We start from the raw sequence: 23,400 nt of genomic DNA on the forward strand, positions 1-23,400 counted from the left end.
TTTTCGGAACGCCGGTTGACCGGCATTTGCGTTATCTTCTATGGTATTTTTTACGCAATTCAAGGAGAGGTGGCGATGAAATACGACTTTGACGGCAAGGTGGCGCTGGTAACCGGCGCAGGTGGCGGAATCGGCCGCGCCACGGCCCTTGCCTTTGCCGCCTCGGGCGCCTCAGTGGTCGTCTCGGACGTCAACGCCGCCGGCTGTGAGGAAACCGTCGCACTGATTGCCGCCGCCGGTGGCCGGGCTAGTGCCCATCCCTGCAATGTTGCCGACAGCGCCGCCGTCACCGCGCTGGTGCAGGCGGCGGTTGCCGACTTTGGCCGGCTCGATTTCGCCCACAACAATGCTGGCATCAACAATATGGGCAAGGATGAGTATCAGGACGATGTCTGGGATCTCAGCCTGTCGGTCAACCTCAGCGGGGTTATGTATTGCATGCGCGCCGAGGCTGAGGTGATGATCGCCCAGGGCAAGGGCGCCATCGTCAACACCTCTTCGATCAACGGCCTCGTCGGCAATGGCGCACAGCCCGGCTACACCGCGACCAAACATGGCGTGATCGGTCTGACCCGCCACGGCGCGCTGCGCTGGGCCAAGGCAGGCGTGCGGGTCAATGCGGTATGTCCCGGTGTTATCGAAACGCCGATGACAGCGCCGCTTGCCGCCAACCCGGAGATGCGCAAGCTGCTCGACAGCATGACGCCGATGGGCCGCATGGGACAGGCCGAGGAAATTGCGGCTGCCGTGCTGTGGCTCTGTTCGGATCAGGCGAGCTTTGTCACCGGCCATCCGCTGGTCGTCGACGGCGGCGCCACCGCGACCTGAGGCGGGCTGGACCCAAGGCAAAAGGAAGGGCGCAGCGGCGATCGCCGTTGCGCCCTTCTGGCCTGCCGGATTGACGCCCCGGAGAGATGGGGGCGGGACCGGATCAGGCAATCAAGCGGCGGAATCCCAAGGCGATTCCTTTGTCCCGCGGGTCACATAGCTGCCATTGACTCGAGTCTGATAGCTCGCTGCCTCGGACCGGGGGTTATAGAATTGCCGGTACCAGATACGGACCTTGTCGAACGGCCCGTCGCCGCGCACCATCATCGGGTTGATGCACGGCCGCTTGTTCGACCAGATCTCAAAGTCCTGGGCAAAAGCATCAACACCTGCGTCTTCATAGGCGCGCGCGGTGGCAATATCGGTCTCGTCAGGAGTGGCGTTGGCCACCTTGACGAACAGGCCATACCACACCTTGACCACGCCATCGTCGATCGGCGTGTGCGCGATCAGCATGTGGGAGGGATTTTCACCAACCATCACCGACTGGAGAATGCCCGGACCGGTGTACCAGGTATCGTTGGTCATCACCGCGCCGCCTTCAGCAGCAAGCGTCTTGTGCCCGGCGGCCAACACCTGGCGGCAGACATGGTTGTCGAACTCATTGTGGAAATGGACCATGTCGATCGAACCATGGACCGGTTCGAGGTGCGCCTTGTCGCACATATTGTCGACCACTTCTTGCGGATGGCAGGCCAACTCGCCGAGCATACGGATGTTCCAGTTCACCCAGTGCGGCGTGTCCCACTGTTCAAACGGAGGAAGGTCATAATCGGCTTCCTGCCCTTCGGGGTCATACCAGATCCACAGGCAGCCCGCACGCTCGGTCACCGGCCAAGACTTGATCGCCGCCGCCTTGGGCGGCGCCACTGGCGAATAGGGGATCTGGTTGCAACGGCCATCCGGCCCGAAGCGCCAGCCATGATAGGGGCAACGAATATTGTCGCCCTCAACATGGGTGCCATCCTTTATGACATAGGATGTCGTATTGTTGGCGAGATGGGTGCCCATGTGCGGGCAATAGGCTTCCATCAGGAACACCCGGCCGCTGTCACCGCGATACAGCACCATGTCTTCGCCGAAATAACGGACGCCCACGGGCGTGCGCGTCGCGTCGGCGGACTGGCCGATCATGAACCAGCCGCGCGGATAGGTGAATTCGCCTAGCCCATAGTCTGCTGTCGTCGCCATTGACTCTCCCCTTCATTGGTCGAGTCAAGGACTAGCAATAGCGTAGGCTTAACGCAAGATGTTTGCGAAATACGGCATCCAAATCCATATTTCAGATGATGTTGCGTAACCAAGCAAAAATCAAGCTACGCAATCAATCGTCTTCAACGAGGTCCGTCTCGGTAATCCGCACGACTCTGGCATTATATTTGATCGTCTTGACCGCGATCGAGGTTTCGACGTGATGCACGCCGGGGATCGCCAATATCTGTTCGGACGCAATCTCCAGCAACCCGTCAAGACTGCTGAACAGGCAAAAGGCCAGGATATTGAACCGTCCCATGATGACCATCACGGCATTGACGGTCGGCAGTTCCCCGATCTGGCGAGCTATTTCGCGGACATTGTCAACATCGGCCTGAACACCGATGAAGGCCAGGCGCGAGTCATCGGCAAGCCCGAAGTCTGTGATCGCGGTAAAGGAAATCAGGCGATCCTGCTGAAGCCGCTTGATGCGACCGCGGACTGTACCTTCGGTTACCCCCAGGTCCACAGCAATCTTGCGATTGGATACGCGGGCGTCACGTGCCAATATCTCGATCAACTGACGGTCGAGGTCATCCAGTACCGGTGCGCTCATGCGATCCCCCTGGAGTCAATCGGCGCCACGTCAAATTGATATTTCACCACATCGACGACTATGCCGGGGGTCATGGATCGGACACCCTTCACCTTGGAAAATTTGTCGAGGATCAGGTCGGGCAGTTCGCTGAAATCGCGCAATACCACCAACAGGTCGATGTCATAACGGCCGGTCACCAGATGGGCGGCAAAACATTCCGGAAATTCGGCCAGTTCCGCCGCGACCTTTGATGCGGGCCGACCGTCAACCTCGATCGCGAGTTCCATCAGCACATTGTATCCGTGCGCCGAGAAGTCGGAGACAGCAACAACACGAAGCTTGTCGGCATCTTCCATACGCCGGATACGGGTCGAGACGGTCGCTGCCGTAAGGCCCAACTGATTGGCAATCTGCTGGTTGGTCGCCCTCCCATTTTTGCGCAACTCGGCCACGATGGCGCGGTCAATCTCGTCAACGGTAAAATCGTCACTCATGCTGGCGTCTTGCCCCTCATTGCCCTTTTACCAGACTTTGAAGCCGCTACAGGCAGCCTCAACGCGGCAGGACTCGCCTCGCCTTGGTCGAAATAACCGCAGACGGTCAAGCCATGCCCGCCAGATCGGGACGGAACAGAATTCGCATATCGCGCTTGATTAGGCAATTCATCTGGCCTTTGCGCACCCAAGCGCATGCTAAAGCCAAAAAATCATGCGATTTTCTTCATTCATCCGCCAGAGCCAGACGGTCCCTTTCAATCCGCCTCGAAGCCAGCAAGGCCAACCAGCCGCCCAGAAAGCCGACCGGCATGATGCAGGACAAGCCAATGCGCAGGGCATCACCGCCATTGCCGAGCTGGGAGCTTATTTCCCCGGCTAGCCAAGGCCCAAGGAAAAATCCAAGGAGAGTGGTAACAGCGAGGAACAGGGCGGTCGCGCTTGCCCTGAACTGAACCGGCAAGAGATACTGCAGCATCGCCATAAATCCGACCGACCAGCCGCCGCCCAGCAAACCGGCAGGGACAGCGAACAGCAAGGCGATGCGGAAACTGTCCGACCAAGTGGCGAACAGGATCATGGTCGTGGCACATGCCAAGGCGATACCGGACAAGCGCAAAGGCCACACCTTGTCACGCTGCGACAATCGATCCGCGAGGAAACCGAAACACAGCATGCCCGCCATGCCGGACAAGCCAAAGCTGATCGCGAAGGCGGATTTGGCCTGTACGGGATCCATCGCATAAACACGCGAGAACAGTTCGGGGCCCCAGAAACCGAATGCAACGCCGGACAAGGTGCCCATGCCCATGGATCCCATCATCAACAGATAGGCCGGTGTCGCCTTCAACCGTTGGACAATGGTCATGAAGGGTATCTGCACGACAGCCGAAGGCCCGGAGGTCGCGCGCTGGGGTTCGCGGATCAGCATGACGACGAGCAGTCCGAGCAATATGCCTGGCGCACCCATTATCCAAAAGGCCGCATGCCAGCCAAAGGCGGCACCCAAAGCAGGGCCGCCGGCTTGACCCGCAATTTGGCCGAAATAGGTTGCAAGGCCCAGAATGGCGTAGGCCATGCCCCGCCGTTCAGGGCGGAAATAATCGGCCAGCAAGGAATAGGCTGGCGCGGCAAAGGCGGCTTCCCCGATGCCGACACCAACACGAGCCAGCGCGAGTGTGACCGGCCCGGTCGCAAAACCGGTCGCCAAAGTGCAAGCGCTCCACATGACGCAGCCTGCGGCGATGATCTTTACGCGCGATGACTTGTCGGCCAGCCGGGCGATCGGCACCCCCGCAACCACATAGAGAACAACAAAGGCGGGACCGATCAAAAGGCCCATATAGCCATCATCGACATTGAACTCTGCCTTGATGTCGCCAATCAGGCCCGTGATCAGATAGCGGTCGGCAAAGTTGAAGATGGACACGACCAACAGGGTGAACAGAACCACCCACGGATTGCTGAGGCGCTGCGCCGGTTGGGCATCAGTCACGTTTGATCGTCCCGCCATTGACGTGCCAGACCTGCCCATTGACCCATTCGCCATCGTCGGAGGCGAGGAAAGTCACAGCCGCTGCGATATCTTCTGACTTGCCGAGGCGGGTATGCGGAATGGCCTTGAGACCCTGCTCGCGATACTCATCGGTCAAGTGCATTTGCGCGGCCTCTGTCAGGACAAGTCCCGGACAGATAACATTCGACCTGATGCCCTTCTTGCCCCATTTTTGGGCCACATGGCGCGCCAGCGCATGGACCGCATTCTTGGTCATCGGATAGGCAACCTGCCAGGGATTGCCGGCAGCGGCGGCGCCCGAAGAGGTGTAGATCATCGCCCCACCGCCATTCTCCAGCATGGCGGGCAGCGCCGCCTGCGTCGCCAGGAAATGGCTCTTGGTGTTGATGGCAAAGCTGCGGTCGAGCACCTCTTCCGGGCAATTGAGCGCGTCTATGTCACCCTCGGTGCCACCCGCCAGATTGCTGTGATAAATGTCGAGCTTGCCATAGGTATCCAGCGCCAGCTTGACGATCGCGGCTTGGGATGCAGCCTTCGTCCCATCAAGCGCAAACGCAATCGCCTTGCCGCCCTTGGCGACAATGTCAGCCGCAACCTCCTGCGCCTGTTCGATGAGCAAGTCGCCAACGACGACATGGGCACCTTCTTCCGCCAACCGCCGAGCCGTGGCGGCGCCGATACCCCGGGCTCCACCCGCCACAATTGCCACTTTGCCTTTCAAGCCGCGCATCATTCTCTCCAAACCCTGCCCGTGTCCGGACATTCATCCTCAATCAAATTCCGGTGGCTGCCGATCCGCCCAGGGCGCTGCCCGTTCCAGTTGCGCCGCCAGCGCAAACAGCGTTGCTTCGTCGCCGTAGCGACCGGTGAACATGCTGCCGATCGGCAGACCCTGTGCAGACATGGCCAGCGGCACCGACATAGACGGTTGCCCTGACCAGTTGGCCATTTGCGTAAAGGGAGTGAACATGCCTGTCCGCCGGCCCCATTCGGCAAAATCACAATCCGGCGTCAGGTTGATCCGCCCCAGTTCAAGAGGCGGCGAAGCGAGTGTTGGCGAGAGAATCAGATCGAACCTCTCCATGAACTGCGCCACTGTCACCGCCGCCGCCTGAAACACATTATTTGCCCGGGCCATATCCATCGCGCTGAAACGCCTACCATATTCGGCGAAAGCCAGGGTCATCGGCTCCAGAACATCGGGACCGGGCGTTATGCCCAATGAAGCCGCCCGATCATCAATGTCAGCGGCAATCCCCGGAGCCATGATGGCGAAACTGGCCTGCCCCAGCGCAGCGGCATCCAGCACAGGAGCAGCGTCCTCGACATGGTGACCCAGACTCTCGCACAACCGCGCTGTCTCGCGCGCGGCCTCGATGCACTGCGGGTCGACCGGGCTGCCAGCAGGCGGCGTCAGCATCAGGGCGATGCGCAACGGGCGCGGATCGCTCTGTGTCGCCGCAAGGAATCCTTCAGCCGGTGCTGGTGCACCATAGCGCGACCCCGGTTCGACCCCATGGGTCGCATCCATTATCGCCGCCGAATCCCGAACCGACCGGGTAACGGCGTGGTGGGAAGACATACCGCCCCAGCCCTCAGTGCGCAGCGGGCCCATCGGTATCCGCCCGCGGCTTGGTTTGAGGCCGAACAGACCGCAGCAGGACGCCGGCAGCCGGATTGATCCGCCACCGTCAGTCGCATGGGCCGCTGGCAACACGCCAGCTGCCACTGCAGCCGCCGCGCCGCCCGAAGAACCACCAGCAATATGGGCAGGATTCCAAGGATTGCGCGTGTCGCCGTTGAGCTTGTTCTCGGTCGTACCTGTCAGGCCGAACTCGGGCGTCGTTGTCTTCCCAAAGATGACAAAGCCAGCCCGCTCGTATCGCTGGACAAGTTCAGACGTCACGCTGGCCCGGTTGCCGCGATAGAAACGGCTCCCACCTTCACTCAATTCACCGGCAATATGCGTGTTCAGATCCTTGAGCAGCCAGGGCACCCCGGTGAATGGCCCGTCTGGCAGCCCACGGGCCACCGCCGCGCGTGCGCGCTCGTCCAGCCGCTGCGCCATGAAGTTGAAGCGCGGGTTGAGCCGTTCGGTCCGCGCAATCGCCATGTCGAGCAACTCGCCCGCCGACACCTCGCGCCGCCGGACAAGGTCCGCCAGACCCATCGCATCGTGCGTCGACAACAGCACTTCATCTCCGGTCTGGCTCATTGCCCTTGCTCCTCCGGCAACAGTCGCGGCAAAGGCCGCAGTGGCGCCCATGAGCACCTGGCGCCTGCTCGCCACCACCTCAACCAGCGGCCCGTTGCGATGCAGGAGCCCCGTCACCCGCCGCGTAAAAGCGCGAGTAAAATTTCCGGAAATGCGGGATCGGTCCATCCCCATCACAGATGATCGGGTTGGGCTCGTACCGCATCCGGTCCCAGACCACCTTGTCCTGATCGAGCTGCTTGTTGACGTCCTTGATGATCGCACGGGCCAGCCCGGCCATTGGCCCCTCGGCCTGCTCGCGCGGTTGGGTGTAGCAATAGACGACCTGCAACTCGTCCAGCTCGACCGGGATGATGCAGGCGACCAGCAATGTCTCGCAAATGCCGGTGAAGCGGACCCAGGCCTGCCCAGGTCCCATTGAGTTGCTGGTGATGGCACCGTCAACCATCCCCTTGGGCGTGCCCATCTTGGCCCGGACGGTACCGCAACGGTCCCATTCGCCCCATGTCAGCTCGGACGTTGGCAATTCGGCGGTGCCATGGATATATTTGAAATGGGCGAAATCGACGCCATTCTCCGCCATATTCTGGAGCGATCCGAACACTTTCCATTCGACGATGTCATAGGGTGTCCATTCCGGGTCACTGGCCTCGGGCAGATGGACCACCTCATACATGGGCGCCGCATCCTCAGGGTGATACCAAACCCACAGCCACTGATTGGCTTCGCGGATATGCCAGGTGCGGGTGCACTTGCGCTTCACCTGCGGCGGGATGGCCTTGGCATAGGGAATCTCCTTCACCACGCCTTCCTCGCCATCGTAACGCCAGGCATGGAACGGGCATTCAATCAGATTGCCCGCCACCTTGCCGCCATGACCGAGGTGCGCGCCCAGATGCTTGCAATAGGCATCGATCATCCGCACCTGACCGTCCTCGCCGCGCCACACTGCCAGATCACGGGCGAAATAACGCGCCGGCTTCACTTCACCGACCGCAAGATCCTTGGCGAGCATGAACGGATACCAGCCGAAGGGAAAACCAATATCGAGGTTGCGCTGCGCCGGGTCAGGGCGATTGGCAATGTCCGCCACGCGCCAGGCCTCGCGCTCTTCCTTCGTCATCTTTTCGAGCACCTGCCACACCGCAACTGGGGCAGTGCGGGCGTCGGTTGCAGCGTCAGTCATGTCATTCTCCCCGGCAGATCCGGCTAAGTGTCTTAACGATGGTCAGAGCTTGAAGACGCGCGCCGCATTGTCGCGCAGGAACTTCGGCCAAACCTCGTCCTTCAGCGGTACATTCTCCATGTCGGACATTATCCGCTCGAGGCTGAGGCCCATGGGGAAATAGCCGGCATAGATGATCTTTTCGGCGCCCCGGGTGTTTGCATAGTCGATGATGGCCTTGGGGTAATGCTTGGGCGCAAAGGCGCTTGTCGAATAATAGAGGTTTGGCCACTTCAGCATCAGCTTGACCGCCAGCGCCTCCCACGGCTCGGCACCGTGCCGCATGACGATCTTCAGATCGGGGAAGAACCAGCATACCTCATCAAGATGTTCGACCTTCTGCGTTTCCATCGGAATGCGCGGGCCGGGAATGCCGACGTTGAGCAGGATCGGAATGTCCAGTTCGACCGCACAGGCATAGAGCGGGAACATATATTTGTGGTTGATTGCCACCTGCGGCAGCGTGCCGGCGGGAAAAACACTGATCGCCGACAGACCGACTTCGGCATGGATACGCTTGATCCGGCGCACCTCTTCCATGCCCTTGTTGGGATCGCATGGCAGTTCAAAGGCAAAGCGGTCCGGATACATCGCCTTCGCCCGTCGCGACGTATCGTTCTCGTTCCAGCCGATCAGCGCCTTGGCGATGCCATGCTTGTCCATCTGCTCGACGGTCCATTGCACATAGTCGTCTGCATGGCCTGTCTGCGGCACGTCCTTGAACATATACTGAGCCGGCATCGAAAATTGCTGGAGAGTCTGCTCATCCTTGATCAGCGGACGAAAGGCAGTGAACCAGTCCGAACGGTCTTCCGCCTCAGGAATGCCGAGCATGCAGTCGATGATGCCAATGTCTTTGGGCATGCCCATGGTCACGCGTCTCCGTAAATATCGACCCAGCGCGCACGCATGGCCACCTTGTTCAATTTGTCGAGATGATTGCGCGGCATGGGTTCGCTGACAAAGCCGATCTTGCCCGGCGCCTTGTAACGGGCCAGCCGCTCGGCCACCCAGTCCATGGCCGCGGCCTCGGTGATGTCTGCGCCATCACCGCACCGCACCACCGCAACGAGCAGCTCACCCAACCGCTCGTCAGGCACGCCAAAGGCAACGCATTCGGCTACGCCCGGCATCTGGGCCAGCACCCGCTCCACTTCAGCGCAATAAATATTCTCGCCGCCGGAAATGACCATGTCCTTCTTGCGATCGACAATGAAGACATAGCCTTCTTCGTCGATCCGCCCGATGTCGCCGGTGCGCAACCAACCCTCGCCAGACAGGCAGGCGGCGGTATCCTCGGGCCGGTTCCAGTAACCGCCCATCACTTGCGCACCCCGCACGACAATTTCGCCAGCTTCACCCACCGGCAGCGCCGATCCGTCCGGCCCTTCGATGCGGACATCAACCATCGGCAGCAATCGCCCGGCGGATTCGGGCTTGCGCACGAATTCCTCACCCACCGCTTGGGCGATCGACCCGGAACATTCAGTCATGCCATAACCGGTGCCGAACATGGCGTGGGGACATGCCGCCCTGATCGCGTCAAGCAGTTGCACCGGCAGTGCCTGTCCGCCGCTGCCGATGTTTCGCAGCGAGCTCAGATCGGCATCAGCCAGCCTTGCCTTGTTCAGCACGTCCCAAAGCATTGTCGGCACGCCCGAAAACATCGTGACTCGTTCTGCCTCAATCAGGCGCAGGGCGGCGTCGGCATCCCATCGGCGCATGATCACAACCTTGGACCCTGCGAGCAAGGGGGACAGGAAAGCCGATCCCAGTCCAGAAATATGGAACAAGGGATAGACCAGCAACACCGCCTGCTGCGGGCTGTTCTGCAACAATGTCTCGACCGACAGATTCATCTGCCGGGCAACATTGTGCAGCACCTGCATGCCGGACAACTGCACCGCCATCAGCCCGGTGATCAGGTTGCGATGGGATAACACCGCCCCCTTGACCCGACCGGTAGTGCCTGACGTGAAAAGGATCGTGCACGGATCGTTGGGACCCGCCAGCGAGAGACTGGTGCCAGCGGCGCCTTCCGTCCGTCGGGCGATGTCCGCCTCGTCGAACGGATGGGTCAGGTCGAGCATTCGCCCGGTATAGCCACCTTCGCGCAGCAACGCGGCCCGCTGGCTGTCCGCCAGCACCAGCGCCGGCGTCACTTCCTCGATCATGCCGACCAGTTCGCTCGGCGCGCCCCGGCTGTTGAACAAGGCAGCTACCCCACCAGCCTTGATCACTGCCAGAAAAGCCACAATCCATTCGGCGCGATTGCGCATGCAAATCGCGACCCGGTCGCCCTTGGCAATGCCCAGCATCGGCACCAGTTGATCGCGCCAGGCAAAGACCTGTGCAAAGGTCAGGCGCCGCTGAGAGCCGTCGTCATTGTCCTCGACGATGAAAATCTTGTCACCGTGGCGCCGCGCGCTTTCGATCATCATGTTGATGTCAGGCGGCGCGGAGAGGAACTGGCGCAGACCATCCCGCTCCCCGATTTCGAACGGTGCTCCGGGGCCTGTCAGGGCAGCGAAGACAGGGTCAATCTCGTTCATGCGGCTTCAGCCACAACCGATTTGGCCCACCGGTAATCCTGCTTGCCTGCCGCCGATCGTTTCACGTCGTCCACCCACACCAGAGCCTTGGGCAGCTTGTACCCGGCCAAACGTTCGGAGAGGAACGCACGCACATCTTCATAGTCGGGCCTGTCAGCGCCAGACCGTAGTGACACCACCCCCACCACCCGCTCACCCCAACGGGGATCAGGCTGCCCCGCAACAACGGCATCCTGAATGGCTGGGTGTGCACGCAGTGCTTCCTCCACTTCCTCAGGAAATATCTTCTCGCCACCGCTGTTGATGCAGGTCGATCCGCGCCCGAACACCGTGATCATGCCATCATCGTCCAGCCGTCCGGCATCGCCGCTGACGGACCAAAGCCGGGCATCAATGGTACGGAACACCTCTGCCGACTTCACCGGATCGTTGAAATAGCCGACCGGTGTGTGGCCCGACCGGGCGATGAAGCCAGTCTCGCCAGGCTTGGCCAACCGGTCCTCGATTACCACCTGCTGGTTCTCATTAGCCGGCAGGCGCATCATGCCGTCGCCCGGCGCGCCATCAGCCTGCCCTGACACGCCGGTTTCCGAAGACCCCATCCCATCGGTGATCCCGCAACTGTCCGGCAGAAAGCGTCGCAGGTCATCCTTCACATGTTGTGAGAACACCGCGCCGCCCGAGCCGAAATTGAACATGTGCGCCAGTGACCAGCGCTCCGGATTGGCCAGCAGGGCATCGCGCAGCGGGATGGCCATGGCGTCACCCACGATCTGGACAATATTGACGCCGAGCCGCTCGATCTTGTCCCACAGTGCCACCGGGTCAAAGCTGCGACCTTCATCAACAACAATGGTCAGCCCGTTGAGCATTCCCGACCACACGGACCACAGCGCCGCCGCGTGCATCAGCGGAGCGACAGGGAACAGCTTCAGCGGATATCCCTTGCTGGCCCGGTCATGGATGTCGGCCGGCTCAACCAGGGGGCCCACAGGATTGAAATAGCCGCCACCGCCGGCACAGGCGAAGACAAAGGCCTTGTGCGGCCACATCACGCCCTTGGGCATGCCTGTCGTGCCGCCGGTATAGGTCAGGATGATGTCATCTTCCCCGCGCGGCCACGGCCCGCTCGGTGCAAAGGACAGAAGTTCGGCATAGGTGACAGACCCTTCGGTCGACACGCCTGACCCGTCTTCGACCGCCACCGCCAGCTTGAGCCCCGGCAGTTCAGGCCGCAGTTCACGGACGATGTCCCCATATTCGGCGCCATGGATCACCGCTGCTGACTGCGCATTATCGAACAGATAGCGCAGTTCATCCGGACGGTAACGGTAGTTGATGTTGAACGGGACTGCGCCGAGCTTCACTATCGCGATGAAGGCTTCGACATGTTCGGCCCGGTTCATCAGATACAGCCCGACCGTATCGCCCCGAACCAAACCATGCGCCGCCAGCCCGGCGGCCAGCCGGTTGGCACGGTCATTCAGTTCGGCATAGGTCAGACTGAGCGAGTCAGAGATCAGCGCCACACGATCCGGCACCGTCGCCGCAACAGCCTCGAACAGGTCGGCCAGATGGAACTGCTTCACCATCTCAATAAACCGCCGCCGGGTTCTTCGGACGCGGACTGCCGAGCATGTCGCGATAGGAGGGCCGGTCATTGCCCCTGTCAGAGATGCCGAGCTCCTTGGCAATCTCGGCTGCGATCAGCGTCTGGCCCGACAGTTCATCGCGATTGACCGCCTTGTCGACCGCATCAACGACATGCGCGGTGAATTCCGGATTCTCCGCTGTCTCGATGAAGCCTTCATATTGCTCGGGGTTGGTTTCCTTGGCGATCAGCGAACGTTCGGTGATCAGCGGACCCATCCAGATCGATACGGCGATGACGCCCGTCCCCCGCAGATCATGCTCCATGTCATGGGCAAATTTGTCGATGCCCGCCTTTTGCGCACCATAGGCAGGGCCGTGCATGTAACATGAGCCGCCGAAAGATGAGCCAAAGGCAATTACACCGCTGCCCTGCGGCACCATGATCCGCGCCGCGTGCCAGCTCGCGACATAGGCCGAGCGCAACCCGACATCGAGGATCTTCGCGGCATCGAGCTCCTTCTCCCAAAAGGGCTTTTTCTCGATCAGTTGCGAATGGATATAGGTCGCATTGTTGAAACAGACATCGAGCCGGCCCTGTTCGGCCATGATCCGCTCAAACAGCGCCGCGACCTGCGCATCGTCGGCATGGTCGCACATCACCGGGATGCCTTTGCCACCACGCTCGGTGACTTCCTGAGCCGTTTCCGCCACCGTGCCAGGGAGGACCGAACCGTCCCATCCCTTGGCTGATCCAGGCTGGACGGTGCGCCCGGTAACGTAAACGGTATAGCCCAGCTCGCCAAAGCCGCGGGCAATACCACGCCCCGCGCCCCGGCTGGCGCCAGTCACCAGCGCGATCTTCCTGTCAGCCATACTCTCCCCCACGATTCGTCGCGTGCTTTGGTTATCGGACGTCATAAGGCATGTTTTGCGGATTTCAAATCACATTATGTTACGCATGTGAAGGCCAATCAGCAAAATCGCTTTTCATTCGCGAAGCCTTATCACCTGACAAACTCATATTGGCTGGTCGGCATGACCGTGATTGTGCCCGGCGTGATGAAATGCTCGCAGCTTGCCATCATCCGGGCAAGGTTCGCCTTGAATTTCGCCACATCGCCAGCCGCGTCAAAGAAGGTCAGCGGGTCGGTCAACGCTGCCTCGGGGAAGCATTCCTCGACGATGGCTGCACAGTCAGGGGCATCGTCGCGCAACGGCGCCACCACCCGGTTCTGCACATATTCAAAGGTCGACTGCGTCTCGATCGCCACCGCCGTGTGCCGTCCTTGCCAGGCCTCCAGCCAATCCGCCTCGGACTGGCCGGTCGGCCGCACCAGCAGGGCGATCTGCGCCCAGCCGGCGGTACGCTCGCCTGGCTGCGGTGGACAGGCTGTGTTGGGCAGTGGCACCTGCTCCTCCACCTGCCAGCCATGCCAGCGCGCCGCATGATGGTCGAACAGCGCGCCGAAACCTGAGCCGTCTCCCGCTCCCCACATCTGGACGATCGCGTCGGGATAGCTGCCATCGGGCGATTGCCGCAGCCCCGCGCCCGCCGCCACCGCCGCGTCTGGCAGATTGATCCGCACCCTCGCCGCGCCCGCGTCCAGCAACGCTGGCGCGAGACGCTGACGCAACCCGGCCTGCCATGCAGCCTGATCGACAGCCGGATCAGCGGTCATGATCGCGATCAGTTTTTCCATGCTCGCGCCGTTCAGTCGAAATTGGCCTGCCCGCCGTCGAGCGGGATGGTTGCGCCGGTGAGATAGGCCATGTCGTCACTGCACAGCGCCGCCACCGCCCGGCCAATGTCCTCCTCCAGCCGGCCGATCCGGCCCAGCGGAATGGTTCGGAAGAAAGCTTCCGCCTCCTCCGGATTTTTCGACACCCACCATTTCAGTCCTGGGGATTCCGCATGCGGTGCGACGCTCAGCACGCGGATTCCGTCGCGACCCCACTCTGCCGCTGCCGCGCGGGTCAGCGAACGGATGCCCTGCTTCACCGCAGCATAGGTGCCATAGCCGGTCATGTCCCACCGCACCCCCACCGAAGAGGCAAGGTTGATGATCGTCCCGCCGCCGCGCGCAACCATGAGCGGCTGCACCAGCTTCATCAGCCGAAAGGTCGCCAACGGCCCCGATTCAAACCCGCCGACAAAGGCTTCATCACTGATGTCCATCAGCTTGCCCTGTGGCACCTCCTGCGCATTGTTGACGAGGATGTCGATGCCGCCAAAGCGATCCTGTGTCGCCGCGACCATCGCTGCCAGGCTGCCAGCATCGCGCACATTGCCTTCAACCGGCAACGCCTCTCCGCCTCTTTCACTGATCAACGCACAGGTCGATTCGAGCTTCGCCAATGTGCGGCCACTGACCGCCACTTTCGCGCCGGCGGCGGCAAGCGCCAGTGCGATGCCCTGGCCCACCCCTTGTCCTGCGCCGGTGACAAGCGCGACTTTTCCTGAAAGATTGGCCATGTGAGCAATGCATCCTCTAGATTCGTAATTTTTTGGCAATTGATTTACGCAGGAAGTTGACAGATAGCAGGGCTACACGTCAATTGCGTTTTGACTCACGGGTATCAGAACAGCATCCAGCAGCCGCAAACGGGAGTCGGGAGAGAGAATGGCACAGGATTTCAGCGGTCAGGTCGCAATTGTCACCGGCGGCAGCGACGGCATCGGTCTCGCCACCGCCATCCTGCTGGCCCAACGCGGCGCCCATGTGGTCATCTGCGGCCGTCGCGCCGAACTGCTCGAAAAGGCGCATGCCCAAGCCGAAGCCGTTGGCACCAGCCTTGAAGCGGTTCAACTCGATGTGACCGATTTCGATGCCTTCACGGCTCTCATCGAGCGCGTCGCCGCTGAACATGGCCGGCTCGACATGTTGGTCAACAATGCCATGTCGGTCCACTATGCCCCGCTCACCAAGCTGTCGCTTGATCATTGGCGCAAGGATTTCGCCGTGAACGCCGATGCCGTATTCATCGGCACGCGCACCGCGATGAAGATCATGATGAAGGCCGGTCGCGGCAGCATCGTAAACATCTCCTCGACCACCGGCATCCGGGCCGCGCCCTATATGGCGAGCTATTCGGCTTCCAAGGCCGCTCTCACCCACTTCACCGCCTGCGCCGCCATGGAGGCGGGCCCCGCTAATGTCCGCGTCAACGCCATCGTTCCCGGACAGGTGATGACCGCCGCGACCGAGGATTGGGCAACCAAGGCCCCTGAGACTGCCGCCAAAACCTCCCAGGCCATCCCGATGCAGCGTGGTGGCCGCCCCGAGGAACTGGCCGAGGCGATAATCTTCCTGCTCTCGGATGCCGCCAGCTACATCACCGGCGTTGCCCTGCCCGTCGATGGCGGCAAGGCTGCACAACTCTATCTCCCCAGCTAAGCGACCGGCAAAGGAACAGCGGACATGGCACAGCATTGGGATCGCGAAGTCGATACGCTGGTCGTCGGATCGGGCGCGGGCGGCCTGCTTGCCGCACTTGTGGCCACGCATGGCGGAGCCGACACGCTGATTGTCGAAAAGACTGCGAAATGGGGCGGCACCTCCGCCACCTCGGGCGGCGGCATCTGGATCCCGAAGAGTGATCAGGCCGCCGCAGCTGGCTTTGACGACAATCTCGACGACGCCTTCCGCTATGTCCGCAAACTCTCCGCCGACAATGTGCCCGATGCCAATATCCGCGCCTTTGTTGACAATGCTGCGCCGATGCTGCGCTGGATGGGCGACCATACCAGCCTCGACTATCAGGCCTTTCCCTATCCCGATTATCATGCCGAGGAACCCGGCGGTTCGCCGCAGGGGTACCGCACCCACATGCCGCTGCCGATTGACGGCAAGGCGCTGGGGGATGATGTCCGCACGCTGCGTTTCGCCTCCCCGGCCGCCAGCCTGTTCGGCTATCTCAACTGGCACTTTGACGAAACCTACATCATGCTGTTCCGGCCCAAGCGCTGGTGGCTGCATCTTGCCAAGAGCCTCGCCCGATACTGGTTCGACTGGCCGTTCCGTTTCACCTCGCGCAAGGACCGCCGCCTGACACTTGGCAACGCCCTCGTCGGCGGCCTGCGCCTTGCGCTCAATCAGCGTGGCGTGCCGCTCTGGCTCGAAACCGCCCTCGAAGAATTGGTCACCGAAGACGGCAAGGTCACCGGCGCCATCGTCAACCAGCGCGGCACCCGCATGGCGATCCGGGCGCGCAAGGGCGTCGTCCTTGCCGCCGGTGGCTTTGACAAGAATCAGGCGATGCGCGAAACCAACGCCCCGCTCTACCCGCGTGCCCAGCTGTCGGGCGGGATCGAGGGCAACACGGGCGACAGCATCCGCATCGGCGAAGGCATTGGTGCGGCCACGCTCAACCTGCAATCCACCTGGGCAGCACCCGTTTTCTATGTGCCCGGCGAGCCCGGTGGCCGCCTGTGCACCATCGAGCGCGCCCTGCCCGGCTGCATCATGGTCGCCGGCGACGGCAAGCGTTACCTCAACGAGGCTGCGTCCTACCACATTGTCGGCCAGCAAATGGCCCGCCGGCACGCCGACCATGGCGATGCCGCCCCGAGCTGGTTCGTCTTTGACCATCGCTATCGCCACAAATATCCGGTCGGCCCGCTCTATCCGCTGGTGCCTGACTGGGCGCAGGACGGCATGGTCAAATCGATCCTCAAGCGCGGCGACACTATTGCCGGGCTGGCACAGTCCATGGGCGTCGATCCGGCCGCGCTTGAGGCAACCATCGCCCGCTTCAACAGCTTTGCGGTGAAGGGCGAAGACCCCGATTTCCACCGGGGCGAAGCGGCCTATGACAAAATGTATGGCGATCCTTCGGTGACCCCCAACCCGTCGCTCGGGCCGATCGACAAGGGACCCTTTTACGCCATGCCCATCTATCCCGGCGATATCGGCACCAATGGCGGCCTGCTCACCGACGCCCGTGCCCGCGTGATGAACACCGAAGGCCAGCCGATCCCCGGCCTCTACGCCATCGGCAACAATGCCGCCTCATCGATGGGCGAAAGCTATCCGGGTGCCGGCGTCACCATCGGCCCCGCCCTGACCTTCGGCTATATCGCAGCGCGCGACATGACCGGCATGAACGCCTGACAGTATGGAAGGCAGCCAGGCCGATTGATGACCCGGCTGGTCAGGTGCCCGGCTTGTCGTCAATCCGGGCAAGGGTCATGGCGAAGCCACAGCGCTCGCTCGAATTGAGGGTGAATTCCTGATAGCGGGAAAAGCGGCCACCAAGGTGTTGGTCAATCTCTTCCTGAGCATAGTCGAGCGCATTGACGCACCCAAAGCCGAGCGATGAGGCGCGCGCAAGGGCAACATCAGCGTCATCCACGCCGAAGAAAACATTCATGACGCCCTCGCCCCGCTGGGCAAGAAATGGCGAAACCGCGCTGTCCTTTTCACGCCCCGGCATCGGCGCACATAATTCAATCCCGGCATCCCAAGCGATGGACACGTTGATCCCAAAGGGAGCACCCGTCCAATCGGCATCGACGAATGTCGCGCCAAGCATATCGCTGTAAAGCTGCTTGGCCTTGTCCATGTCGTGGACCGCAATCATCACGCGGTTGACGCCCCTCAATCCCATCTCTGTCCCCCCTACAGGTCAGACCCCCCGTTGCAGGCCACGCCTCAGTCGGCCCGCACCTTGACCTTGGGGGCTGCCGCCCCGCGCCGCATGGTTTCAAGGAACTTCTCAAGCGGTGCCGGCTCTGCCACCGGCCCGCCATGGTCGCCCTCGCGCGCCCAATATTCGGCATAGCTCGGGAACAGCTTGTGGAAATTGCCCTCTGCGGGCTCGGTGCCCGGCCAGCGCATTTTCCTGTCCCCGACCGGGGGCTTGTTGAGGTCGGTCGCATACCAATAGAGCGGCAGGCGCCGGGCAAAATACCAGCGCGGACCATCCGGCCCGGCGGCGCGGACATAATCATCGACATACATCATCTGCATGATGACCCACTCGTCCTGCCCGCCCGCGACCGGCGTCTCATGCTCATTCTTGGAATAGACGACGCCATGCGCATGATCGGCATCGTCAAATTCGATGACATGCCCGCCGATATGATGCGACGTGCCGGTAAAGGGCGAGCGCAGCGTCCGGTCCATCCAGGCGCGGAACGCCAGCCGCCCCGATGCATCCTTGCCGACCCTGACGTCTTCGGGGAACAGATTGGCCATCGCGTCCATGTCGCGCATGTCGAGGCACAGGGCATATTTGGCAGGCAGCTGCCGGATCTGGTCGAGCGACTCCAGCCGGTCTATTCGGGCCAACAGGGCAGCATCGGTCATCGTGTCACTCCGGTCTTCGCGTAAATCCGACTTTTCGTGATTACGCTAAGGATATTCCGATTGAATGACAATCGTCATATGCGTAACTTCAACGGCATATTCATTACGCATAGTACAGCCAGCGTGATACGAGATACGCGAGCGGCGGGGGAGAGGCGGATGACGATCGAGGAACGGCTGCAAAGGCTCGAGGATGACCGCGCAATCCGCGATCTCAAGGCGCGCTATCTGCGTGCCTGTGATGCCAAGGATCCCGACGGCATTGCCGCAACCATGATCCCCGATGCGCTCATCGCCTATGAAGGCTTTCCGGAATTTCGCGATCGGGACGCCTTCATTGCCATTTATCGCCAGTTCGGCTGTGCGCCCGGCATTTTTGACATCCATCATGGCGGCAATGGCGTGATCAGCTTCGAAAGTGCCGATCGCGCCACCGGCCAATGGTCGCTGCTGTTCCACAACATCGCCCTCGCGGACCGCACCATTACCCAGTTCGGCGTGGAGTATCAGGATGTCTATGTCCGCCACAGCGATGGCTGGTTGATCGCGGAAACACGCTCGACCCGCAAAAGCTGCCTGATCCATCGTGTCGATGGCAACGGACACCCGCTCGTCGTCACCATGGGCGATGCCCCTGCGCAATTCGGAGAACTAGCATGAACCAGCAACGCTTTGCCGGAAAGTCTGTACTGGTAACCGGCGCGGCTTCCGGCATTGGCCGGGCAACCGCCCTGCTCTTTGCCAGAGAAGGCGCACGGCTGACCATCGGCGACATTAACGCCGACGGACTGGCCGAAACCGTTGCACTGATCGGCGATCGTGGCGCGTGGCCGGTCAGGGCAGTGCATCATGATGCCGAAGATCATGACTCGTCACGCGCGCTGGTCGCGGCCGCTGCTGCCGATGGCCTCGATATTCTGTGCAACGTCGCCGGCATGCTCAAATGGGGCCCAACCGAAAGCTACACGGTAGAGGATTTTGAACGGCTGCTGCGGATCAACACGACCAGCGTCTTTGTCCTCTGCCAGGCCGCCCTTCCGCATCTCGTTGCCAGCAAGGGCAATATCGTCTGCGTCGCCTCCACCGCCGGCTTATCGGGCATCCCTTATTCCGTGGCCTATGCTGCCTCGAAACATGCGGTTGTCGGCATGATCAAATCACTCGCGCTCGAATATGCCGCACGCGGCGTGCGGGTGAACGGCGTCGCGCCGGGTCAGGTCGCCACGCCAATGACCAGGGCCGCCCCGCCACAGGGAGACATCGACTGGCAACTCGTAATGCGCAATGTGCCCAAGCTCGCTGACGGCATTTGCGACCCTGAAGACATTGCCGAGGCTCTGGCATTCCTGGCCTCTGACGCCTCACGCAAGACGACGGGCGCGATACTCGCGGTCGATGGCGGGCAACTCGCGGGCTAGGATGCCGTGCCTATGTGCGGGCGCGGGGACGGGTTCAGCCGGCCGCCGCCTTGCGCCCCGCCTGTCGTCCGAAGAAGGTGCAATCGGCGAGACTCAGGCCTGACGAATATCCATGGCCCCAAGCCGGCAGACCGCTGGTGCATCGTCCGGCCGCGAACAGGCCGGGTATCGCCGCCCCGGTCCGATCGAGCACCTCGCCATCGGTCGATGTTCTCAGGCCACCAAGGGTGAAAAAGCTGAAATAACTGGAGAAAAAGTTCATCTCCAGCGCGACAAAGGGCCCCTGGTCGAGCGGTGTCAGGATCGGTGGCCGCTTGTCAAACAGCGGATCGCGCCCCTCCCTGGCATGGCGATTATACACTTCCATGGTGGCACTCAGGGTACCGTTTGGCAGCTCTAGCTCGCCCTCTACTTCCTCCCAGCTGTCACCCGTCGCGGCAATACTCATCCGAGCAAAGTCCATCGGCTGGACGAAATGCGCATTGTCGAGCAACAGATAAACCTTGCCGTCTGGCTGATCGACCGAGCAACGGCTCACCCGCCCATGATAGCAATCCTCATTGATGAACCGCTGACCCTTGGTGTTGACAAAAACGCCATAGGCGTGGCTTTCCGGCATGGTCCACGGGCAGGTGGTGAAAAACTGGTCCATATGGACAGCGTCGCCGCCAGCGCCGACACCCATCTCAATCCCTGCACCATCGTCCTTGTCGCCAATCGGGTCGTTGAGCTTGAAGGTCTCAGGACAATATTTGCGTCGCATCGCCTCGTTGAAAGCAAAGCCGCCCGTCGCCAGCACGACGCCCTTTGCCGTTCGGACATAGCGCGGCTGATTATCGATCCGCACAATCACGCCAACAATGTGGTCGCCATCCCCGATCAGCGCCAGAGCCCTCGCATCAGTCACGATCTCGACCCCATTGGCCCGCGCGCTCGCCTCGAGCACATCGACCAATGGCCGCCCGCCGCCCCAGCCCTTATGCTGGATGACATGACCACGCGGCGCCGGCTTGGCCAGCTCACAAAATGGCGCCGCCGCCTCGCTGCCAGACCAGATCAGCGTGGAATCGTCGGTCGGTTCAATATGCTTGCCCGGCAGATAATTGCCTCGATAGGGCACACCTCGTGCCTTGAGCCAGGCAAAATGGTTGAGCGCTTCGCGACCGTAAAGGTCGCACTTGGCCTCATCGACGCACGGACCGCCAGCGGCCTTCAGATAAGCGGTAAAGTCTTCGGTGCTGTCTGCAAAACCTGCTGCGCGCTGTACATCTGTTCCACCGTTGCCGCCTATGTAAATCTCACCGCCAGAAAGCCCCGATGCGCCACCACTGCCGGAATTGCGCTCGAATATGATAACCCGAGCGCCATGCCCTGCTGCCTCGATGGCTGCACAAGCACCGGTGGCGCCAAATCCGATAACCGCCACGTCGGTTTCATAGTCCCACTGCGGCACCTCTGCGGCTGGAAATGGGCGATGAAGCGAAATCTGTGCCATCAGCCGCGGGCCTTGAGCATGTCGAGCGCGACATCGACAATCATGTCCTCCTGTCCGCCCACCATCTTGCGGCGGCCCAGTTCGAGCAAAATCTCACGCGTGTCGATGCCATAGGTTTCACTCGCCTTCTCGGCATGGCGCAGGAAACTCGAGTACACGCCCGCATAGCCGAGGCTCAGCGTCTCGCGATCCACCCGCACCGGCCGGTCCTGCAGTGGCCGGACCAGTTCTTCGGCGGCGTTCATCAACAGGCTAACATCGCAACCATGGTTCCACCCCTTGCGATCGACCGCAGCGACAAACACTTCCAGCGGGGCGTTGCCCGCTCCTGCACCCATGCCAGTAAGGCTGGCGTCGATCCGCACGGCCCCGCATTGCGCAGCGACAATCGAATTGGCGACGCCGAGCGACAGATTGTGGTGAGCGTGCATGCCGCGTTGCGTCTCCGGTTTGAGTACACGTTCATAGGCTTCAAACCGCGCCCGCACCCCGTCCATGTCGAGCGCGCCACCGCTGTCAGTGACATAGACGCAATGCGCGCCATAATTTTCCATCAGCAGCGCCTGTTGTGCCAATTCCTTGGGCTCGATCATATGGCTCATCATCAGGAAGCCTGAGACATCCATGCCCAGATCCCGTGCTATACCGATATGCTGTTTCGAGACGTCGGCTTCGGTGCAGTGGGTCGCAACCCGGACCGACCGCACGCCAATCTCATAGGCGCGGCGCAGTTCGTCGACCGTGCCGACACCCGGCAGGATGAGGGTGGTCAGCACGCATTTGTCGAGCACATCGGCTACAGCTTCCAGCCACTCCCAATCGGTGTGGGCCCCAAAGCCATAGTTGAAGCTCGCTCCCGACAAACCATCGCCATGGGCGACTTCAATGGCGTCGACACCCGATGCTTCGATGGCGGCAGCAATGGCCCGCACATGCTCGATGCCGTACATGTGCCGCACGGCATGCATGCCATCGCGTAGAGTCACGTCCTGGATATAGAGCTTGTCACCCGCTTCCACGTCGAACCGGCTCATCGCGCCATCCTCCGCTCCGCCAAAAGCTCGCCTGTGGCCTTGGCCGCCGCCGTCATGATGTCAAGATTGCCCGAGTAGCTGGGCAGATAGTCGCCCGCGCCTTCGACCTCGAGCATGATCATCGATTTCAGACCGGTGAATTCGCCCATGCCCGGGATCTTCAGCTTGCTGTTGTCGCCATAGCGTTCGAACTGAACTTCCTGCTTGAGGCGGTAACCGGGCACATATTTCTGAACCTGTTCCACCATTTCCTCAACCGAACGGCGAATTGCCTCTTCACTGCCGCCTTCTGAAAGTGTGAAGACCGTGTCGCGCATGATCATCGGCGGTTCGGCTGGGTTGAGAATGATGATCGCCTTGCCATGCGTCGCCCCGCCGACCACCTCAATTGCACGTGCGGTGGTGCGCGTGAATTCGTCGATATTGGCCCGGGTGCCGGGTCCGGCCGAACGCGACGCAACCGATGCCACAATCTCTGCATAGTGGAGCTTATCGCTCACCCGCGCCACGGCGGCGACCATCGGAATGGTCGCCTGACCGCCGCATGTCACCATGTTGACATTGGGCTGATCGAGGTGCGCCTCCATATTGACTGGCGGCACGGTGAACGGCCCGATCGCCGCCGGAGTCAGGTCAACCACCTGTATGCCATCGGCCCGCAGGGCTTCGTCGTGCAGCTTGTGAGCATAGGCGCTGGTGGCATCAAAGGCGATGCCGATTTCGGGATAGCATGGCAGCCGCTTGAGCCCCTCAATCCCTTCATGCGTCGTAGCGATACCGTGCGAGCGGGCCATCGCCAGCCCTTCGGAATCAGGGTCGATTCCGACCACAGCCACAAGCTCCATATTCTGCGGATATTTGATCATCTTGATCATCAGATCGGTGCCAATGTTGCCCGATCCAATGATAGCGGCCTTTACACGTGCCATG

At 61.4% G+C, this 23,400-nt stretch carries 23 protein-coding genes; 5 read left to right on the forward strand and 18 right to left on the reverse strand.

The features are described from left to right. Window positions 1-75: 75 nt before the first annotated feature. Window positions 76-828: an SDR family NAD(P)-dependent oxidoreductase gene (locus GV829_RS01740; RefSeq protein ID WP_169943536.1), complete on the forward strand. Its 753-nt coding sequence runs from the start codon at window positions 76-78 to the stop codon at window positions 826-828. Window positions 829-939: 111 nt separating this feature from the next. On the opposite strand, the gene GV829_RS01745 is transcribed toward GV829_RS01740, so the two are convergent. The 13 genes from GV829_RS01745 to GV829_RS01805 all read right to left on the reverse strand — a co-directional run bounded on the left by GV829_RS01745 (window position 940) and on the right by GV829_RS01805 (window position 14,688). After that, window positions 940-2,019, reverse strand: a complete 1,080-nt coding sequence (locus GV829_RS01745) for an aromatic ring-hydroxylating dioxygenase subunit alpha (RefSeq protein WP_169943537.1) — start codon at window positions 2,017-2,019, stop codon at window positions 940-942. A 133-nt stretch (window positions 2,020-2,152) separates the two neighbouring features. Beyond that, window positions 2,153-2,638 carry an Lrp/AsnC family transcriptional regulator gene (locus GV829_RS01750; RefSeq protein ID WP_169943538.1) on the reverse strand — a complete coding sequence of 162 codons (486 nt, stop codon included), beginning with the start codon at window positions 2,636-2,638 and terminating at the stop codon, window positions 2,153-2,155. Beyond that, window positions 2,635-3,114, reverse strand: a complete 480-nt coding sequence (locus tag GV829_RS01755; protein WP_169943539.1) for an Lrp/AsnC family transcriptional regulator — start codon at window positions 3,112-3,114, stop codon at window positions 2,635-2,637. The genes GV829_RS01750 and GV829_RS01755 overlap by 4 nt, the downstream gene beginning before the upstream one ends. A gap of 226 nt (window positions 3,115-3,340) precedes the next feature. After that, a complete protein-coding gene (locus GV829_RS01760) occupies window positions 3,341-4,609 on the reverse strand; it encodes a spinster family MFS transporter (RefSeq protein WP_246202959.1) in 1,269 nt (422 codons plus the stop codon). Then, complete coding sequence (locus GV829_RS01765; protein WP_246202960.1) at window positions 4,602-5,339, reverse strand: SDR family NAD(P)-dependent oxidoreductase; 738 nt, start codon at window positions 5,337-5,339, stop codon at window positions 4,602-4,604. Before GV829_RS01765 ends, GV829_RS01760 begins: the two co-directional genes overlap by 8 nt. Before the next feature lie 60 nt (window positions 5,340-5,399). Beyond that, window positions 5,400-6,962: an amidase gene (locus GV829_RS01770; protein ID WP_246202962.1), complete on the reverse strand. Its 1,563-nt coding sequence runs from the start codon at window positions 6,960-6,962 to the stop codon at window positions 5,400-5,402. Beyond that, window positions 6,925-8,031, reverse strand: coding sequence for a Rieske 2Fe-2S domain-containing protein (locus GV829_RS01775; RefSeq protein ID WP_169943541.1), 1,107 nt, complete (start codon window positions 8,029-8,031; stop codon window positions 6,925-6,927). Before GV829_RS01775 ends, GV829_RS01770 begins: the two co-directional genes overlap by 38 nt. Window positions 8,032-8,073: 42 nt before the next feature. Next, on the reverse strand, window positions 8,074-8,940 hold the full coding sequence (locus GV829_RS01780; protein ID WP_169943542.1) for an amidohydrolase family protein: 867 nt from the start codon (window positions 8,938-8,940) through the stop codon (window positions 8,074-8,076). Window positions 8,941-8,942: 2 nt separating this feature from the next. Then, the gene (locus GV829_RS01785; RefSeq protein ID WP_169943543.1) at window positions 8,943-10,622 is read right to left on the reverse strand and encodes a class I adenylate-forming enzyme family protein; all 1,680 of its coding nucleotides are present in this window, start codon (window positions 10,620-10,622) and stop codon (window positions 8,943-8,945) included. Then, window positions 10,619-12,214 carry an AMP-binding protein gene (locus tag GV829_RS01790; protein ID WP_169943544.1) on the reverse strand — a complete coding sequence of 532 codons (1,596 nt, stop codon included), beginning with the start codon at window positions 12,212-12,214 and terminating at the stop codon, window positions 10,619-10,621. The genes GV829_RS01785 and GV829_RS01790 overlap by 4 nt, the downstream gene beginning before the upstream one ends. Before the next feature lies 1 nt (window position 12,215). Beyond that, on the reverse strand, window positions 12,216-13,088 hold the full coding sequence (locus GV829_RS01795) for an SDR family NAD(P)-dependent oxidoreductase (protein ID WP_169943545.1): 873 nt from the start codon (window positions 13,086-13,088) through the stop codon (window positions 12,216-12,218). Between the two features lie 131 nt (window positions 13,089-13,219). Further along, complete coding sequence (locus tag GV829_RS01800; protein WP_169943546.1) at window positions 13,220-13,915, reverse strand: EthD domain-containing protein; 696 nt, start codon at window positions 13,913-13,915, stop codon at window positions 13,220-13,222. An 11-nt stretch (window positions 13,916-13,926) separates the two neighbouring features. Beyond that, window positions 13,927-14,688 carry an SDR family NAD(P)-dependent oxidoreductase gene (locus GV829_RS01805; RefSeq protein ID WP_169943547.1) on the reverse strand — a complete coding sequence of 254 codons (762 nt, stop codon included), beginning with the start codon at window positions 14,686-14,688 and terminating at the stop codon, window positions 13,927-13,929. A gap of 148 nt (window positions 14,689-14,836) precedes the next feature. Between GV829_RS01805 and GV829_RS01810 the strand changes: the two genes are divergently transcribed. Further along, window positions 14,837-15,610, forward strand: coding sequence for an SDR family NAD(P)-dependent oxidoreductase (locus GV829_RS01810; protein WP_169943548.1), 774 nt, complete (start codon window positions 14,837-14,839; stop codon window positions 15,608-15,610). Window positions 15,611-15,634: 24 nt separating this feature from the next. Continuing rightward, window positions 15,635-17,326, forward strand: a complete 1,692-nt coding sequence (locus GV829_RS01815) for an FAD-binding protein (RefSeq protein WP_169943549.1) — start codon at window positions 15,635-15,637, stop codon at window positions 17,324-17,326. A gap of 40 nt (window positions 17,327-17,366) precedes the next feature. Here the strand turns inward: GV829_RS01815 and GV829_RS01820 are convergent, their stop codons facing one another. Both GV829_RS01820 and GV829_RS01825 read right to left on the reverse strand, forming a co-directional pair. Continuing rightward, a complete protein-coding gene (locus tag GV829_RS01820; RefSeq protein ID WP_169943550.1) occupies window positions 17,367-17,822 on the reverse strand; it encodes a VOC family protein in 456 nt (151 codons plus the stop codon). Between the two features lie 44 nt (window positions 17,823-17,866). After that, entirely contained in the window at window positions 17,867-18,523 is a 657-nt protein-coding gene (locus GV829_RS01825) for a nuclear transport factor 2 family protein (RefSeq protein ID WP_169943551.1), read from the reverse strand. A 159-nt stretch (window positions 18,524-18,682) separates the two neighbouring features. Between GV829_RS01825 and GV829_RS01830 the strand changes: the two genes are divergently transcribed. Together GV829_RS01830 and GV829_RS01835 are read left to right on the forward strand one after the other, a co-directional pair. After that, a complete protein-coding gene (locus GV829_RS01830) occupies window positions 18,683-19,183 on the forward strand; it encodes a nuclear transport factor 2 family protein (RefSeq protein ID WP_169943552.1) in 501 nt (166 codons plus the stop codon). Next, a complete protein-coding gene (locus GV829_RS01835) occupies window positions 19,180-19,941 on the forward strand; it encodes an SDR family NAD(P)-dependent oxidoreductase (protein ID WP_169943553.1) in 762 nt (253 codons plus the stop codon). The genes GV829_RS01830 and GV829_RS01835 overlap by 4 nt, the downstream gene beginning before the upstream one ends. A 34-nt stretch (window positions 19,942-19,975) precedes the next feature. On the opposite strand, the gene GV829_RS01840 is transcribed toward GV829_RS01835, so the two are convergent. From GV829_RS01840 to GV829_RS01850, 3 genes are read right to left on the reverse strand one after another with little or no spacing between them, the layout of a single operon-like run. Then, window positions 19,976-21,436: an FAD-dependent oxidoreductase gene (locus tag GV829_RS01840; RefSeq protein WP_169943554.1), complete on the reverse strand. Its 1,461-nt coding sequence runs from the start codon at window positions 21,434-21,436 to the stop codon at window positions 19,976-19,978. After that, window positions 21,436-22,470 carry a 4-hydroxy-2-oxovalerate aldolase gene (gene dmpG, locus GV829_RS01845; RefSeq protein WP_169943555.1) on the reverse strand — a complete coding sequence of 345 codons (1,035 nt, stop codon included), beginning with the start codon at window positions 22,468-22,470 and terminating at the stop codon, window positions 21,436-21,438. Before dmpG ends, GV829_RS01840 begins: the two co-directional genes overlap by 1 nt. Then, window positions 22,467-23,399 carry an acetaldehyde dehydrogenase (acetylating) gene (locus GV829_RS01850; protein WP_169943556.1) on the reverse strand — a complete coding sequence of 311 codons (933 nt, stop codon included), beginning with the start codon at window positions 23,397-23,399 and terminating at the stop codon, window positions 22,467-22,469. Before GV829_RS01850 ends, dmpG begins: the two co-directional genes overlap by 4 nt. Between the last annotated feature and the right edge of the window lies 1 nt (window position 23,400).

Source organism: Sphingomonas lacunae, assembly GCF_012979535.1.
Classification (GTDB): Bacteria; Pseudomonadota; Alphaproteobacteria; order Sphingomonadales; family Sphingomonadaceae; genus Sphingopyxis; species Sphingopyxis lacunae.

Bases quoted from the DNA above. Each gene is read 5' to 3' on its own strand.
- GV829_RS01795 (WP_169943545.1), bottom strand. From the start codon at position 13,088: ATGGCTGACAGGAAGATCGCGCTGGTGACTGGCGCCAGCCGGGGCGCG.
- GV829_RS01750 (WP_169943538.1), bottom strand. From the start codon at position 2,638: ATGAGCGCACCGGTACTGGATGACCTCGACCGTCAGTTGATCGAGATA.
- GV829_RS01790 (WP_169943544.1), bottom strand. From the start codon at position 12,214: ATGGTGAAGCAGTTCCATCTGGCCGACCTGTTCGAGGCTGTTGCGGCG.
- GV829_RS01805 (WP_169943547.1), bottom strand. From the start codon at position 14,688: ATGGCCAATCTTTCAGGAAAAGTCGCGCTTGTCACCGGCGCAGGACAA.
- GV829_RS01800 (WP_169943546.1), bottom strand. From the start codon at position 13,915: ATGGAAAAACTGATCGCGATCATGACCGCTGATCCGGCTGTCGATCAG.
- GV829_RS01840 (WP_169943554.1), bottom strand. From the start codon at position 21,436: ATGGCACAGATTTCGCTTCATCGCCCATTTCCAGCCGCAGAGGTGCCG.
- GV829_RS01780 (WP_169943542.1), bottom strand. From the start codon at position 8,940: ATGGGCATGCCCAAAGACATTGGCATCATCGACTGCATGCTCGGCATT.
- GV829_RS01820 (WP_169943550.1), bottom strand. From the start codon at position 17,822: ATGGGATTGAGGGGCGTCAACCGCGTGATGATTGCGGTCCACGACATG.
- GV829_RS01745 (WP_169943537.1), bottom strand. From the start codon at position 2,019: ATGGCGACGACAGCAGACTATGGGCTAGGCGAATTCACCTATCCGCGC.
- GV829_RS01835 (WP_169943553.1), top strand. From the start codon at position 19,180: ATGAACCAGCAACGCTTTGCCGGAAAGTCTGTACTGGTAACCGGCGCG.
- GV829_RS01850 (WP_169943556.1), bottom strand. From the start codon at position 23,399: ATGGCACGTGTAAAGGCCGCTATCATTGGATCGGGCAACATTGGCACC.
- GV829_RS01785 (WP_169943543.1), bottom strand. From the start codon at position 10,622: ATGAACGAGATTGACCCTGTCTTCGCTGCCCTGACAGGCCCCGGAGCA.
- GV829_RS01825 (WP_169943551.1), bottom strand. From the start codon at position 18,523: ATGACCGATGCTGCCCTGTTGGCCCGAATAGACCGGCTGGAGTCGCTC.
- GV829_RS01755 (WP_169943539.1), bottom strand. From the start codon at position 3,114: ATGAGTGACGATTTTACCGTTGACGAGATTGACCGCGCCATCGTGGCC.
- dmpG (WP_169943555.1), bottom strand. From the start codon at position 22,470: ATGAGCCGGTTCGACGTGGAAGCGGGTGACAAGCTCTATATCCAGGAC.
- GV829_RS01830 (WP_169943552.1), top strand. From the start codon at position 18,683: ATGACGATCGAGGAACGGCTGCAAAGGCTCGAGGATGACCGCGCAATC.
- GV829_RS01815 (WP_169943549.1), top strand. From the start codon at position 15,635: ATGGCACAGCATTGGGATCGCGAAGTCGATACGCTGGTCGTCGGATCG.
- GV829_RS01775 (WP_169943541.1), bottom strand. From the start codon at position 8,031: ATGACTGACGCTGCAACCGACGCCCGCACTGCCCCAGTTGCGGTGTGG.
- GV829_RS01740 (WP_169943536.1), top strand. From the start codon at position 76: ATGAAATACGACTTTGACGGCAAGGTGGCGCTGGTAACCGGCGCAGGT.
- GV829_RS01810 (WP_169943548.1), top strand. From the start codon at position 14,837: ATGGCACAGGATTTCAGCGGTCAGGTCGCAATTGTCACCGGCGGCAGC.